Here is a 15609-nt window from a genome sequence, read left to right on the forward strand (position 1 = left end):
ACCGCTTTCATATGTCAAGCGGTTGCCATAATGCAGACATAAAGGACCTTTATACTTTGATATATTAGAAGTCCATGAATACACATATTATCAGCGGTTTTATAGAAAAATCCATCTTCTTTTCCGGCTGACAAAGACTCTATTCACCACCTATATCACCATTTCTTAACCTGTTTTTGCTTATGCTTTTTCTACTATTTTCACCATATTTTTTTGATAACTTAATAAATCCTCCGGTTCATTCTTTTAACATATGAACTACTTTCTCGATAAGTACTCTCACTAACTTTCAGCTTTATCATTAGAATGTAATGCTGTTTCTATGTATTCCTATCCACTCATCAAAAAGATAGCTATACTTTCCCTGACTATTCTTTATAAGAAAAGCCATACAAGATGCAGCATCCCCCTGCATCTTGTATGGCTTACTTTTACTATAACGCTTCCTCCACCGCATCCGGCAATTCCGCTTCACTTACTTCATCATACGACGAAACTTCATTATCCTTATTCACGTAGAGCATCAGATATGCTCCCTGACGCAATTCCTTTTGGGCGGAAAATTCAACCTGAATTTCTTCCCCATCCTCTGTATAAGCCGGCTGCTCATACCAATACGTCTTCATTACTTCGCCATTATCCAGCTTATCTTCTTCCGTATATGCTGATTCGTCGATTTGAACGTAAGCATTATCCTTCCCTGTCCGATTAAAGTCTACCGTCATCAACACTACAACCGCAGCAACAAATAAGACTACAACACCAATTACCAAAGCCATTATTTTTTTCATTTTACCCCTCCTGTGCGGCGGTCTGGGTGATTGTTTTATTAAATCCCTGAACCGTAACCACGTAATATAAAATATAAATCAATGTGTAGGCAGCCATCCATATAATAACCGGCTCCCATAAGTTCATATCTAATAAATTAGAAAACGCCATTAAAGCAACAGCTCCATGCATCAGACCTAATACCAGCGGTGCTAAGAAAATAAGACCGACTTGATAACGGACGGTTTTTTTCATTTCTTTTTTAGAGACACCAATCTTATATAGAACGGTATATTTATCCTTATCTTCTTCCGCCTCCGTCATCATTTTAAAGAAGATAATGCTGCCTGTAGCCACTAAAAATACCAGTCCCAAAAAGCTGCCGACAAATAACATCGCTCCCGATGATTCGATGGAATCCTGATAACTTTGGACAGCGCTGGAGAAATGCTCTGTTTTTGCTTCCAGCTCTTTGGAAAGCTCTAAATGGTCCTTATAATCAGCGGTTTGTACGGCCTGATAAGTGCCTTCCTCGCCGTCCAGCTCTTGAAACGACGCATCATCCATCACTAAAGTTATTCCTGGCAGGGTTTGAATATTAAACAGCGGTTGTTCAAAAAACTGATCCACAGCTTTCACGTCATTGCCTACTTCTACCGTTTCTGCTTTCTCTTCCAACCGTTCATCATAAAAGGGATCAGCCATGATGACTTCATCTTTTGCTAAATCAACATTTTCTACATCCCAGCCAAGGGCCTCTGTCAGCTTCATAAACGTTTCTTCGTCAATGACATAATAGGACTGATCATATACTTCCCCTTCTACGGTAATGTCCTTCGCCTCAAAGCTGACCGCATCTTCTACTATGCCCGAATCGATGTCCTGTTCGCCTCCCTCCCACATAAAGGAGAAAGGTGTAAATTGCTCTACGTTTTTTTCGGTATTATAATACGTCCCGAATATTGCTCCGCCTGCCGTAATCGTTGTCGCACTCAACGTCGCAATAATCGTTAATGTTTTCGCATTCCCGCGAATCCGGTAAAGAAGCTGGGAGGAGGTCATCAGATTAAGTCCTTTCCAAGCCCACTTCTTACTCTTTTTCAATAGATTTAAAACATAAACGAGCACACTGTTAAATAAAAGATAGGACCCTAAAATCGTTAAACCGATGATTATAAGCGGCATTGCTAAGCCGAAAATCCGCCAGGCGGAAGAGGTCATTAAATCCTGAAGCGCCAGCCAATAGGCTCCTGCTAAAGCGAGTACGCCAATCAGCGCAGAAAGGATGCGTGCTTTGGGCTGTGCTTCCCCTTTTTTCTCGGCATGGAATAAATCAATGAGCTTAAATTTATAAATCACCCGATAGCCCAGTAGAGAAGTAACTAAAAAGATCAGGAAGAAGACCACTACTGTCTCAATCACTGCCTGCATGGAGAAAGCAAAACCGACAGATAATGATAAGCCCATTAATTTTAATAATAGAGCTAGTAAGGCTTGCGACAATAAGAAGCCTAAGCCCACCCCAATAACTAATGCAATCAGCCCAATCACGATATTTTCAAAGAATAGTAAAAAACCAATCGATCGTTTACGTACGCCTAATAAGGAATAAAGGGCAACTTCCTTTTTCCTTTTTTTCATAAAAAAGGAATTGGAATACAGAATAAAAATCGCTACAAAAATCATCAGCACAAATGCGGAAGCGCTCATCACCGCCTGCATTTGTTTCGAAGTCTCTGCCAATCCGCTGATATCATCGCTATGCTTCAGCATGGCAAAGGTAAAATAAATAATAATCGAGAAAATCGTGGAACCAATATATAATCCATAGCTTTTCATGTTTCTGCGAATATTTTTTAATGCTAAATCAAACAAGGTCATTCCCGTCACCGCCTGCTTCTGCCAATTCATCTAAAATCATCTGGAAGAATTCCTTTCGTGTATGCGTGCCGCGAATAAGCTCCTGCGACAGACCTCCATCTCTTATAAACAGAATACGTCTGCAAAAGCTTGCTGCATAAGCATCATGTGTTACCATCATCACCGTTGTTTCATGCGCTTCATTCAAATTACTTAAGCTCTTCAGCAAATCAGTAGCTGACTTAGAATCAAGTGCTCCTGTCGGTTCATCCGCAAAAATAAGCTTCGGGTTCGATACGAGTGCACGGCAGGAAGCAGTACGCTGCTTTTGTCCCCCGGAAATTTGGTATGGATATTTATCCAATAAATCCTCGATGCCAAACGAACGGGAAATGGCATTTACCTTCTCTTCAATTTCCTTCGCCGGCTGTTTGGCAATCGCTAACGGCAGCAGAATATTTTCCCTCACCGTTAAGGAATCTAATAAATTATAATCCTGAAAAATAAAACCTAGATGATCGCGGCGAAAATCTGCCAATTTATCCTCTTTCATCTTGGCAATATTGTCTGCCTCTACGTAAATATCCCCTTTTGTCGGGGCATCGATCGTGGCCAGTACATTAAGAAGCGTTGATTTTCCTGCTCCAGACGGTCCCATCACCCCGACAAATTCACCATGATCGATGGTAAAGGAAATGTCTTTCAGCGCTTGAAATGTATTAGCGCCTTTTCCATATATTTTTTCAACTCCATTTACTTTTAATAAATGCTCCATTATTTTTACACCTCTTTTATATTTCCTGTGAACGTTCTATATTTTTACTATAGACCTCCATCCTTAAACAGCCATCAATCTAACCTTACAAAATGTTTAAATCTCACTCATAGTTGACGAATTCCTGTTAAGATAGTAATAATTCAACTTTTTAGTAAATGATAAAAGAAAAGCTCACTTTATATATAAATAAGAAAGGCGGGAACACAGCATGGAAAAGCCAAAAATTTTAATCGTGGATGACGAACAGGACTTATGTCAATTAATGAAAACAGCTCTGCAAAAAGAGGGGATGACCGAAATTGCAACAGCCGGCTCTATCCGGGAAGGATGGCAGCAATTTGTTAAATTCGAGCCCGATTTAGCGATATTGGATGTGATGCTTCCGGACGGCGAAGGCTATGATTTATGCCGGAAAATCCGTGAAATATCACGGATTCCGATTCTATTTTTGTCCGCGAAATCAGATGAAATCGATAAAATACTCGGACTTGCTATTGGCGGAGATGATTATATTACAAAGCCATTCAGTCCTAAAGAAATGGCTTACCGTGTGAAAGCTCAGCTGCGCCGGGCAGGTATCTATTCCATGGAAGCTGCCAGCTCGCATGCTCCAGCGCAAGCGGATAAAAATATTGGCGAATTTACAATCAATGGAGATGAAACGGAGATAAGCAAGGATGGCGAGGTTTTAGAGCTGACAGCGAAGGAAGTCGGCTTAATGGCATGCTTTCTGCGCAACCCGAAGCATATTTTAAGTAAGGAAACCTTATTCGAAACCGTATGGGGCGAAGACTTTTACGGAGCAGATAATACATTGATGGTGCATATCCGCAGACTGCGGGAGAAAATTGAAGAAAATCCTTCAGAACCCACCTACATTGTTACGGTAAAAGGACTCGGCTATCGCTTTAACCCATAAACTGCTTCTATGTTTACATGATGAAGAGATTTTTATTTGATAAAGGAGAAAGTGCACCATGAAATGGAAACTCACCATTCGCTACCTTATTTCCATTCTCAGTATTGTTTTTATCGTCAGCATTGTGAATACCGTTATTCTGCTTGCGTTGATATTGTCTCAGCACAATGAGGATCCAGAAGATATCATTCATGATACAGGAGAAAACTTTACCCGTTCCTTCTTTTACTATTTGTCTATGGAAGACGGCGAACCTGTTGTATCCGAAGAAGGAAAGGATGCACTGACCCGATTTGGAGCCTGGCTGCAAATATTAGACGAAAATGGAAATGTGTTATCCGATGAATTCGCACCAGATAATGCAGCTACACACTATACACCGATTGATTTAGTTCATAAATATAAATATATGGATGATGATTTGAATACCTACTTTATCGGAGAATATGAGGGCTTCAGCTATATCATTGGTGTTCCGGATTCCAAGCAGCAACGGACTATTATTATGGCTGACCCGCAACAGTTTCTGACATACGCTTCCCAATTCCTAGGTGCGATTATTATAGTCGATTTAATTATCGCCTTTATTGTCGGATTTCTATTCAGTACCGTGCTGACCAAACCAGTCTCGCGCATCATAGAACGAATCAGCGAGCTGAAGGAAAGAAAGTTTGAACCGAAGAAAATGAAGCGTCCAGGGGTATTTAAACGCGTTTTCTCTAACTTAAACGATGTATCTGAAACCTTGCAGGCTCATGAAAACGAACGGCAAAAACTGGAGCAGATGCGTAATGAATGGATCAGCAACGTTTCACATGATATTAAAACACCGCTCGCATCCATCCGAGGTTATGCCGAGCTGCTAAGCAATGAGGATATCTCTGCAGAAGAACGCTTAGAATATGCTGAAGTCATTGAACGACAATCGCTTTATATGAAAGAGCTTCTGGATGATTTTAATTTAACGATGCGGCTAAGAAATCAGGAAATGACATTGAATCTTCAGGAAATCCGGGTAGAAGGCTTTGTCAAAAAAATGATTATTGATTTACTAAATGACCCGCAATTCCAAACACGCGAAATTGGCTTTAGCAGCTATGCACCCGAGCTAACCTGGAATATTGATCAGCATTTAATGAAAAGAGCTATACTGAACTTCATTTTCAACGCCTTAATCCATAATGATGAGAACGTCAAAGTAACCGTAGAAGTACAAGAAGACGGTATTATCATCCGCGATGATGGGAAAGGGATCAAGAAAGAAGAACAGGCACAAATTTTTGATCGTTATTACCGCGGCACGAATACGACTTCACGCGGAACCGGTCTGGGTCTGGCTATTTCAAGAGATATCATTCAGGCGCACGGCGGCATGGTGGAAATGAAGAGTGAAGTTGGGAAAGGGACGATGTTTAAGATTCGGATGCAATAGCTTTATCATAGAGCAGTTCAATGGAGTTATTGTTAGCTATCAAAGCGATAAATCAACTTATGGGTTACTTTTTTTGAAACACATAAATAATGCCTGCAGAAAAATTTCTGCAGGCATTTTTATTACACTCTTTAGTGGCTTACACCGCTGCGCTTATATCCCGTATTTGCTTTCACTTTCACTTCTGCATAACGCTTCATATCCGTCTCCTTCGATAGAATCGTACCTAGATAACCACCCAGGAAGCCGAGCGGAACCGAAACAAGTGCCGGATTCGTCAGCGGGAAGATAGGCTCTCCTACAAATAAGGCTGCACCTTCTACCGGTGAAAATACGCTGGGGCTGATGGACACAAGGATTAATGCAGAGAATAACCCCGTCAGCATGGCCGTCACTGCTCCTGCCGTATTGAATCGTTTCCAATAGATGGTGTACAAAATAACCGGTAGATTGGCACTGGCCGCAATACAAAAGGCAAGCGAGACAAGAAAAGCCACATTTAAATATTGAGCAAATAGAGCTAAAACAATGGACAGAACAGATACAGCCAAGGATGCGTAACGGGCGGCTCTCACCTGCTCTCTTTCTGTTGCCTTTCCCTTTTTAATAATCTGTCCGTATAAATCATGTGCAAATGCGGAAGCTCCTGAAAGAACAAGTCCAGCTACTACCGCTAAAATCGTTGCGAATGCAACTGCTGAGATAAAGGCAAACAGGATGTCCCCTCCAATCACTTGAGCAAGCAATGGGGCAGCCATATTTCCTCCCGGATTTGCAGCTAATATGTTTTCATATCCAACGAATGCTGCTGCTCCGAAGCCTAAGAATAATGTCAACACATAGAAGATGCCGATAACCCATGTTGCGATAACAACAGAGCTTCTAGCCGTCGGTGCATCCCGGACCGTAAAGAACCGCATTAAAATATGAGGCAGCCCCGCAGTTCCAAGCACTAACGCCAGCATAAGCGATATCGTACTGAGCGGTTCGGTATATTGCAATCCCGGCATTAAATATGCTTCTCCATGTGCCGTCACCGACTTCACATCCGTAAACATTTGGCCAATATTAAAATTAAACTTTAACAGGACAAGAAAAGCCATAACGACCATCCCGGCCATCAGCAGAACTGCTTTGACAATTTGTACCCAGCTTGTTGCAATCATCCCGCCGAATAAAACGTAAATTGTCATCATCACACCAACAATCAGAACTGCTGCCCAATATGGAATACCAAATAATAGCTGAATCAAAGCGCCGGCTCCTACAAGCTGGGCTATCATATAAAAGGTGCTGATTGTTATCGTATTCAGCGCCGCTGCTCCCCGAACCTTACTGGCGTCAAAACGCGAATTAATCATATCAGCCAGTGTAAACTTACCGAGATTACGCAGCGGTTCGGCTACAAGAAAGAGAACCACTAAATATGCAATCAAAAACCCGATGCTGTAGAAAAATCCATCAAATCCATATAAAGCAATAGCACCTGCAATCCCTAAAAAAGAGGCTGCTGATAAATAATCACCGGCAATCGCCAGCCCGTTCTGCATTCCTGTAAGTCCTCCGCCGGCAGTATAAAAATCACCTGCTGTCTGCGTCTTTCTGGCAGCAAAGAACGTAATAACAAGTGTTAATATAACAATCGCCAAGAAGAGGATAACAACCGTTGCACTCATCGTTCTTCCCCTCCTTCTTCCATTTCTTTTATAATTTCATCTGCCTGTTTATCAAAAGCAGCTGCTTTTTTGACGTAAACCGTACATAATACCCATGTCATGATAAATTGGGCTAATGCAAACAGCCACACCCAAGAAATATCGCCAATCGCCGGCGTATTTAAAAATGTTGTATACGAAGTCAAAACTGGAAGTAGGAAATAAAATACCAGGAAAAAGATTGTTAGTGGCACAATAAATTTTTTTCGATCGTGCATCAGCTTTTTAAAAGACTTGCTTTCTGTTACTTGCACATAGTCAATCTCTTTTGCAGGGTTCTGCTTATATTCTTTTTCTGCACCCATCTGCATCCTCCTCAAAAATCGGAACAAAAGGCCTTCTGACCGCTGTCTCTCTGCTAAAGAAAACTTGGTTGTCACCAAGCCATTAGGTGACAACCTTAGTTGCACTTATGCAGGAAGGAAGTATAAACTTTCTTAACTGCCAACCTTTTATCTCCTTTAAGTCGTCGTTAACCAGCTTCTTTCTGTCTGAATCAATTACCGCTTCTCTGCCTTTTTCTTCGTATTCCTTCAGCGGCTGCAATTGTCTCCCTGGACAGGCATTCCTCCTTCAGCCCTTTTTAATCCCTTTTTTGTAAACGCTTTCTAAATTATAAAGGAATATTCCTATGTGCGTATGTATATTTGCTTCAACGGTTTAAATAAATGATTGAATGGTTGGAATTTTGTAATGAATGGTTATTTTATACAGCCAGGAAAGTCTTTCCTTTCCTAGCTGCCAAATAACTCAAACAGATGCTTTCTTGCAGCCCGGCTGACGGGAATCGTTGTCTGCTTTTTATCACGTAATGTGATATTGCTCGCGCCATTAAACCATGGTGTAATTTCCTGAATATGATTTAAATTAACCAGATAACTGCGGTGCGTTCTAAAAAAAGCATGACCTTGCAGTTTCTTTTCCAGCTCCTGCAATGACATTCTGCTGTAAATTACCTTGTCCTCTGTATGAATTTCCAACACCCGATTATGCGGCATAGCATAATAAATCGCATCCGGAGACAGAACAATCGTCCGGTCATCATTGTCGATCAAAAGCTTTGCTGAGGAAGTCATCCCTTGGTTGGACGGTCCCTCCTCTTTGCTTTTCAAATGCTGCATGCGTTTGCGGAGGCGGTTCATCGCCTTTTGAAATCTTTCTGTATCATATGGCTTCAGCATATAATCTACTGCCTCTATTTCAAATGCTTCCACAGCATAATCCTCGTATGCCGTCGTAAAAATAAATAACGGCGCTCTGATGTAGGCAAGCTCCATTATTTTCTTGGCTGCAGCTACACCGCGCATTCCCGGCATATGCACATCCAGAAAAATAACATCCGGTTCATACTCTTTATACAATTCAACCAGCTGTTTTCCTGTCTCGGCACTCGGCAGAAGCTTCACGTCTTTTTCCTTTTCCAATAAATAAATCAATTCTTCCCGTGCCAATTGCTCATCTTCTGCAATCATCGTATGAATTTTCATCATAAATCATCTTCCTTTCTAGTGTTCACAGCTGGAAGGGTAAAATGGACCTCACTCCCGCCCTCAGATAAATTCCGCACATGCAGCCTCGATTCTTCCCCGAGCAGATTGATTAAACGCTGATTCACATTATATAGACCTGTCCCGCCATCCGGCTTCCCTGTCAGCACTTTCTCTCCTGCCTGCAGTAAAATCGAATCTGGAAACCCTTGGCCATTATCCCGGACACTTATTTTTACCTGCTCTCCGACCTGCTCCATCTTCACATCCACTCTTCCTCCCTCAGAAACATGTTCTAATCCGTGTCTGACACTATTTTCAACAAGCGGCTGAATTGATGACGGAGGAATCAGCAGATGTGACATTTCCTCCGGCTGTATAAAATGGATTTGCATCCTCCCTTTAAATCGGGTCTGGATAATCTCGATATACGCTTTTACATGCTCTGTTTCCTTTTCCAATGGGACAAGCTGTGTTGATACAAGCTTTAAGTTAAATCGCATAAAGTGCGCTAATTGCACTGTAATATGCCGTGCTTTTTCAGGGTCCTTGCGAAATAAGGCAGCTATCATATGCAGGGTGTTAAAAAGAAAATGCGGATTGATTTGTGCTTGCAGATTGCTTAGCTCTGCATCACGCGTATGCAGTTCAAGCCGTTCTGCTTTAATCGTTTTTAATTGGTTAGCGATTAATTGACCGAGACCCTCTGCCAGCATCAGCTCGACCGGGCGGATATGCTGGGGTTTGCGAAAATATAATTTAATCAGCCCAATCGTTTGCTGCGCTTCCCAGATTGGAATAATAATCACAGCCTCTAATGCACATTTTTTATGCGTACATTGAATTTCTGCTTGGGAATAAGCGACTAATATATCTTTGGATTCTAAGGCTTGATGTGAAATTTGAGTGATTAACGGATTTCCAATTTGATGATGATCGCCTCCGCGCCCTTTATGCGCCATTACTTCCTTATCATTTGTTACTGTAACAGCAGCTAATTTCAAACGCGCATAAAACAAATCAGCAATCCCTTCTGCCTTCTTCTGAAAGGATTCTTCTTTTAAAAAAGGCAACGCCTCCTCCGCAATCGTTAATGCCTGCCTCGTTGCAAAGGCTGCTTCATTTTCCTGCTCTCTGAGGACAATTGCAATCATCGCAGTAAAGATTGCAATGGCAATACTGTTGGACAAAACCACCGGTAAACCAATCGTGTTGATCAGCTCTACCATGGTTCGATCCTGCGAATCAAAGATAAGCAATAAATGCATCAATAAAATAGGAGGAAATATTCCGATAAATAATGCTTTTATCGGCGATATAACACGCTCCTGCGAGAAAAACCGTGCGGTAAAACCAGCAAGCAGACCAGTCAGCGGATTTACAAGACTATTAGCCATAACACCAATCCCGCCCAGGAAAAACAAATGTGTACCGGCAATGATCCCTGCTCCCAGACCAACTGCCGGGCCCCCCAGCAGCCCCGCCATGACAATGGCAACTAAGCTGGAGCTTACCACCATCTGGTCTGCTTCCACTTCCCAGACAAAAGCATGCGTTACCGTAAAGTCACTGCCGATAACGACACCTGTTAATGTTCCGGCAATTCCAAACAGGCCAAACACACATGCATGAATTCCTGCCATTTTAAAACTGAATTCGCGGTAAAGCAGCGACCGGAAGCCCGGAATGCGTGTAAGAACAAAGGCAATGACCAACAATAGACCTAAACGTTCGAATAAAACCATTGTCAAATCCATCATGAACGATTTCTCCTTCCTTCTATCCCGGTTTGGGCCTGCAGGTAGAAGGATGCAAATGGAACGGTATTTTCCTTATTCCGTGATAAAACAGCTCCCAAATACGCCCCTAAAAATCCGGCAGGAATCGCAATAATCCCTGGATTATAAAGAGGGACAACAGCCTCAGCAGCTATCCATCCGCCATCCGGATTCATCACATGCGGACCTAAGAATAAGAGTATCAGAGACACAGTCAGCCCTGAGAGCATCCCCGAGATTGCTCCTGTTTGATTGAAGCGCCGCCAGTAAATCGTGAATAAAAGGACGGGCAGATTGCTGGAAGCTGCCACGATAAATGTTAACGAAACCAAAAACGTTACATTCATATTCCGCAATCCAAGTGCAAGGAGGGTAGACAGCAGACCGATAAAAAATGCCGTCCAGCGCGCAGCACGGAGACGTTTCTTTTCCGAAGTGTTTCCTCTTTTTAAGATATGGAAATAAATATCATGAGAGAACGCGGTCGTCGCAGAGATAACCAAACCAGCTACCACAGCAACAATTGTAGTAAACGCAATGGCTGCGATAAATGCCATTAAAAAATCTCCGCCTAAGCTCTCCGCTAATAATGGCGCAGCTAAATTCCCATATGGATCCAGCAGCACTAATTCTTCAAACCCAACCAAAGCAACAGCCCCAAGACCCAAAATGAGTGCAATTAAATAAAATGCACCAATAATCCAGCTTGCCGTCAAAAGAGATTTCCGCACTTCTACGGTATTTCTGACAGTAAATAAGCGGATTAAAATATGCGGAAGCCCGGCAGTACCTAAGATTAATGCGAGATGAAGAGAAAGCGTTTCCAACGGATTGTTAAATAAATGCCCCGGTAATGAAAATTGATCTCCTAAGGGCGATCCAAGTGTAACCTGCTCTAAAAGGTTGGGGATACTCCAGTTAAACCGCGAAAATACAATCAGCGCCAACAAAAATGTACCGGACAAAAGCAACACCGTTTTAACAATTTGTACCCAGGACGTAGCGAACATTCCACCGAAAACAACATAAATCGTCATTAATATTCCGATGATCAGAACAGAAGCAGAATAATTAATATCTAACAATAATCGAATTAACAGCCCGGCAGCCACTAATTGCGGAATCATATAAAAGATGGAAATAATTAAAGCTCCAACAGCCATAATCCCCCGCATTTTATAGCTTGGAAAACGTGCGCAAATAACATCACCTAATGAATACTTCCCCAAACGATGTACCGGCTCCGCAATAAAAAATAAAACAATTAAATAGGAAACTAAAAAACCAATCGCATACAAAAAGCCATCAAAGCCATTAATTGCTATGGTTCCGACAATGCCCAAAAAGGAAGCAGCACTGATATAATCTCCTGCAATCGCCATCCCGTTTTGCGTCCCTGTTAAACTGCCGGCAGCGATATAGAACTGATTGGTCGTCTTGCTTTGCCTTGCCGCCCAATAGGTAATAATCAGGGTGCAAATAACAATGCAGAGAAAGAAGAGCAGATAGGTAATGTTCATAGATTCACCTTCCGTTTTCAAGGTAGCTATTTCACAGAATGACTCTATTGCTAACCTGATTGGTAACGATTCAAAATATGTAAAAATTGTTTAAATTTCATCTTTTTATTTACTATAAATTGTATATTATGCGAGAAGAGAAGTAAAGATATGCTTATCGGCTGATAACGTGTATTTTTTCAAATAAAAACCCAATAATATCCGCTTATTTCAAGCTTTATTATCGGGCTTTCACTCTATATTTTTTTGTTACTCGGACCAAATAATTATACTTCCTTCATCTTGACTCCAGCCGAATGGTCATAAGGAAATTGACTGCCATCCTTTCCTTCAAATTGTTCACGATTCTTCCAATATCCGAATGTGCCCACCGTATCACGATACGCCATCCGTTTGATAATCTGACTTCCAGTTAAATCCCCGCCGTCTATACGCTCCAGCTTTACCCCGGCTGTCCTGTGGCCCAGCGTCTGCCCGCCGCATTTTAACTGTGCGTATTCCAATGACCACATAATCAGCGTCGGGTTGACTAAATTAAAGAATACCGGGCTCTTGATTTTCTTTTTTAATAGACTCTCTGTTGCCAAAGTAACTGCTGTGGATACGGTTAAATCAATCAGATAAGCTTTTAACCTTTTTTTCGTGATAGCCTGCATCTTACCACCTCTTTTCTTTTTATCCTATTAAATGACTTGGAAGGTGTCTATTTTTAACTCCATTGCTGGCCTCCAAGAAAAAACATATGTTATTTTTGATAGCGTAAAGCTCTCTTCTTACGCCTTTCTCTTCACGCAAAATACTATAATCTATCATTAATTAGTGCTACAATAGAAGTTGAGAGTTACTTCAGACTATTTTTTAATAGCCGATTATTGGCTCAACTAAAAAAGGAGTGAAAGTGATGCAGCAAAATCAATTAGAAAGAATGAAAAATGACAAAGGATTTATAGCAGCACTGGATCAAAGTGGAGGAAGTACACCAAAGGCTTTGGCTGCCTATGGAATCCCGGAAAATGCTTATCAAGGCGAGGGTGAAATGTTTGACTTAGTCCATGAAATGCGGACAAGAATTATTACATCACCTTCTTTTAATGCCGATCAAATTATTGGTGCGATTCTTTTTGAACAAACGATGGATCGTAAAATCGAAGGAAAGTACACCGGCGATTATCTCGCTGAGGAAAAAGGGATTGTCCCATTCTTAAAAGTCGACAAAGGACTTGCAGACGAAGCAGACGGCGTTCAGCTGATGAAGCCAATCGATAATTTACAAGAAACATTAGAGCGGGCCAACGATCGTCATATTTTTGGTACAAAAATGCGCTCTGTGATTAAAGAGGATAACCGGGAAGGTATTAAAAAAGTGGTCGACCAGCAATTTGAAATTGGAAAACAAATTATTGCTGCCGGACTGGTACCGATTATTGAACCGGAAGTAGACATTCATAGTCCTTCTAAAGAAGACAGTGAAGAAATTTTGAAAGCAGAGATTTTAGAGCATTTAAATCAGCTTGATTCAGATCAATTGGTTATGCTGAAGTTATCCATTCCAACACAGAATAATTTATATAGAGAATTAATTGATCACCCGAATGTTGTCCGGGTCGTTGCCTTATCTGGCGGTTACTCTACAGATGATGCAAATGCGAAGCTAAAAGACAATAAAGGGCTTATTGCCAGCTTCTCCAGAGCTTTAAGTCAGGATCTAAACGCTAATCAATCACAGGAAGAATTTGATGCAGCTCTGAAAAAAGCGGTTGATTCTATCTATGAGGCTTCTATTTCTTAAGAAATCACAAAAGGTTATGAGCAGACATTCTATGCTTCTGCTCATAACCTTTTTTATTAAATGGTCCAAATAAACATATGCACGATTGTAAGAATAATCCCACCGACAAGGTAAGACAGGAGAATCCACGGAATAATCCAGCGGAACCAAGTGGTCCATGGAATTTTAGCAATCGCCAAGGAAGCCATCAATACTCCCGATGTTGGCGTAATCGAATTGGATATCCCATCTCCCAATTGGAAAGCCATTACCGCAGTCTGTCTGCTTACCCCGGTAAGATCAGATAATGGTGTCATAATTGGCATGGTTAAAGCAGCCTGTCCACTTCCAGAAGGTACTAAGAAGTTTAGAAGACTCTGGAATACGTACATCCCTATCGCAGAAAAAGCAGTAGGAAGCTGGCTTACCAGATTAGATGCTGCAAATAGAATCGTATCAATCGTATTACTTTCCTCTAAAACAACTAGAATCCCGTAAGCAAAGCCGACAACTAATGCTCCGACAATCAGCTCTTTACAGCCGCTGATAAAGGATTCGGCAATTTGATTCACACGCAGCTTGCCGACAAAACCGGCAATCACTCCCATAATTAAGAACAGAGAAGCGATCTCCAGAATAAACCAGTCAAAATAAATTACTCCAATAGCCAAAATAATAATCGTCGCTACTAATAATCCAATAATGACAGCTTGTCTGCCAGTCAGTTTAGTATATTGCCCATCTAAAGAAACATCCAAATTTCTTTGTTTATCAATCTTGTACATTAAGCTTTTCTCTGGATTTTTCTTTACCTTTTTCGCATAAATCATAACAAAAGCTATACTAAATGTAACAAAGATAATCCACATGACAAAACGGATCCCCATTCCAGAGAATGTCGGCAGCTCGGCAATCCCTTGTGCTACCCCAACCGTAAATGGGTTCATAAAGGATGCTGTAAAACCTGCGCCAGAGCCGATAATAACCATAGCCGCTCCGGTTAAAGAATCAAAGCCTAATTTCATTGCTAACGGCACCAGGATCATAATAAATGGAATCGTCTCCTCTGACATCCCAAACGTCCCGCCGCCTAAAGCAAATAGCGTCATGATAACAGGAATCAGATATATTTCTTTATCCGCCATCTTCATTGATAAATTGGCAAGCCCTGTTTCGATTGCTTTCGTTGCATTTAAAATACCAAAAGCACCGCCCACAATAAAAATAAAGAAAATAATATCTGCGCTTTGCGTCATTCCTTTATGTACCGTTTGGAAGACTTCAAAGAATCCAGTCGGACTCCCTTCTGCTTCATGATATGTGTCATTAATAACAACCGTTCTTTCGGTCCCATTGACGACAGTTGTTTCCCGTTCGTACTCTCCAGCCGGAATAAAGTATGTCATTACTGCTGTAATAATAATCAGCCCAAACATGAGAGCAAAAACATGCGGAAATTCCCATTTTTTCTTCTGCTTCTGCGCGTTTCCTTCTGTCGTATTTACATTTTCACTCATGACAAGCGCTCCTTTTTCTTAGTTGCTAAATAGAAAACAGGCAGTTTACTACTTTGTTAAAGAA

13 protein-coding genes are annotated in these 15609 nt (G+C 41.4%); 3 read left to right on the top strand and 10 right to left on the bottom strand.

Going from position 1 to position 15609, the window contains the following annotated elements:
- Positions 1–434 precede the first annotated feature (434 nt).
- Genes MKX55_RS21810 through MKX55_RS21820 form a run of 3 tightly spaced genes read right to left on the bottom strand, consistent with a single transcriptional unit; the run spans position 435 to position 3406 of the window.
- Positions 435–791 carry a YxeA family protein gene (locus MKX55_RS21810; RefSeq protein WP_339234928.1) on the bottom strand — a complete coding sequence of 119 codons (357 nt, stop codon included), beginning with the start codon at positions 789–791 and terminating at the stop codon, positions 435–437.
- A gap of 1 nt (position 792) precedes the next feature.
- Positions 793–2682, bottom strand: coding sequence for an ABC transporter permease (locus MKX55_RS21815; protein ID WP_339234930.1), 1890 nt, complete (start codon positions 2680–2682; stop codon positions 793–795).
- The gene (locus MKX55_RS21820; protein ID WP_339234933.1) at positions 2639–3406 is read right to left on the bottom strand and encodes an ABC transporter ATP-binding protein; all 768 of its coding nucleotides are present in this window, start codon (positions 3404–3406) and stop codon (positions 2639–2641) included. Before MKX55_RS21820 ends, MKX55_RS21815 begins: the two co-directional genes overlap by 44 nt.
- 211 nt (positions 3407–3617) lie before the next feature.
- On the opposite strand from MKX55_RS21820, the gene MKX55_RS21825 reads away from it, so the two are divergent.
- Both MKX55_RS21825 and MKX55_RS21830 read left to right on the top strand, forming a co-directional pair.
- Positions 3618–4328 carry a response regulator transcription factor gene (locus tag MKX55_RS21825; RefSeq protein ID WP_339180783.1) on the top strand — a complete coding sequence of 237 codons (711 nt, stop codon included), beginning with the start codon at positions 3618–3620 and terminating at the stop codon, positions 4326–4328.
- A 58-nt stretch (positions 4329–4386) separates the two neighbouring features.
- Positions 4387–5760 (top strand): HAMP domain-containing sensor histidine kinase, encoded by a 1374-nt coding sequence (locus tag MKX55_RS21830; protein WP_339234936.1) that lies wholly within the window; start codon positions 4387–4389, stop codon positions 5758–5760.
- 131 nt (positions 5761–5891) lie between these two features.
- On the opposite strand, the gene MKX55_RS21835 is transcribed toward MKX55_RS21830, so the two are convergent.
- The 6 genes from MKX55_RS21835 to MKX55_RS21860 all read right to left on the bottom strand — a co-directional run bounded on the left by MKX55_RS21835 (position 5892) and on the right by MKX55_RS21860 (position 12916).
- Complete coding sequence (locus MKX55_RS21835; RefSeq protein ID WP_339234938.1) at positions 5892–7436, bottom strand: sodium/solute symporter; 1545 nt, start codon at positions 7434–7436, stop codon at positions 5892–5894.
- Positions 7433–7780, bottom strand: coding sequence for a DUF485 domain-containing protein (locus MKX55_RS21840; protein ID WP_339180790.1), 348 nt, complete (start codon positions 7778–7780; stop codon positions 7433–7435). Before MKX55_RS21840 ends, MKX55_RS21835 begins: the two co-directional genes overlap by 4 nt.
- 429 nt (positions 7781–8209) lie before the next feature.
- On the bottom strand, positions 8210–8965 hold the full coding sequence (locus MKX55_RS21845) for a LytTR family DNA-binding domain-containing protein (RefSeq protein WP_339234940.1): 756 nt from the start codon (positions 8963–8965) through the stop codon (positions 8210–8212).
- Entirely contained in the window at positions 8962–10722 is a 1761-nt protein-coding gene (locus tag MKX55_RS21850; protein ID WP_339234943.1) for a LytS/YhcK type 5TM receptor domain-containing protein, read from the bottom strand. The genes MKX55_RS21845 and MKX55_RS21850 overlap by 4 nt, the downstream gene beginning before the upstream one ends.
- Positions 10719–12260, bottom strand: coding sequence for a cation acetate symporter (locus MKX55_RS21855; protein WP_339180795.1), 1542 nt, complete (start codon positions 12258–12260; stop codon positions 10719–10721). Before MKX55_RS21855 ends, MKX55_RS21850 begins: the two co-directional genes overlap by 4 nt.
- A 266-nt stretch (positions 12261–12526) precedes the next feature.
- Positions 12527–12916 (bottom strand): RDD family protein, encoded by a 390-nt coding sequence (locus tag MKX55_RS21860; RefSeq protein ID WP_339234946.1) that lies wholly within the window; start codon positions 12914–12916, stop codon positions 12527–12529.
- Positions 12917–13161: 245 nt separating this feature from the next.
- Here MKX55_RS21860 and MKX55_RS21865 point away from each other — a divergent pair, with 245 nt between their 5' ends.
- Positions 13162–14049 (top strand): fructose bisphosphate aldolase, encoded by an 888-nt coding sequence (locus MKX55_RS21865; RefSeq protein WP_339180800.1) that lies wholly within the window; start codon positions 13162–13164, stop codon positions 14047–14049.
- 56 nt (positions 14050–14105) lie between these two features.
- On the opposite strand, the gene MKX55_RS21870 is transcribed toward MKX55_RS21865, so the two are convergent.
- Positions 14106–15545 (bottom strand): YfcC family protein, encoded by a 1440-nt coding sequence (locus MKX55_RS21870; protein WP_339234948.1) that lies wholly within the window; start codon positions 15543–15545, stop codon positions 14106–14108.
- Between the last annotated feature and the right edge of the window lie 64 nt (positions 15546–15609).

The sequence above is a fragment of the Oceanobacillus sp. FSL W7-1281 genome (assembly GCF_037969835.1).
Classification (GTDB): Bacteria; Bacillota; Bacilli; order Bacillales; family Amphibacillaceae; genus Oceanobacillus; species Oceanobacillus oncorhynchi.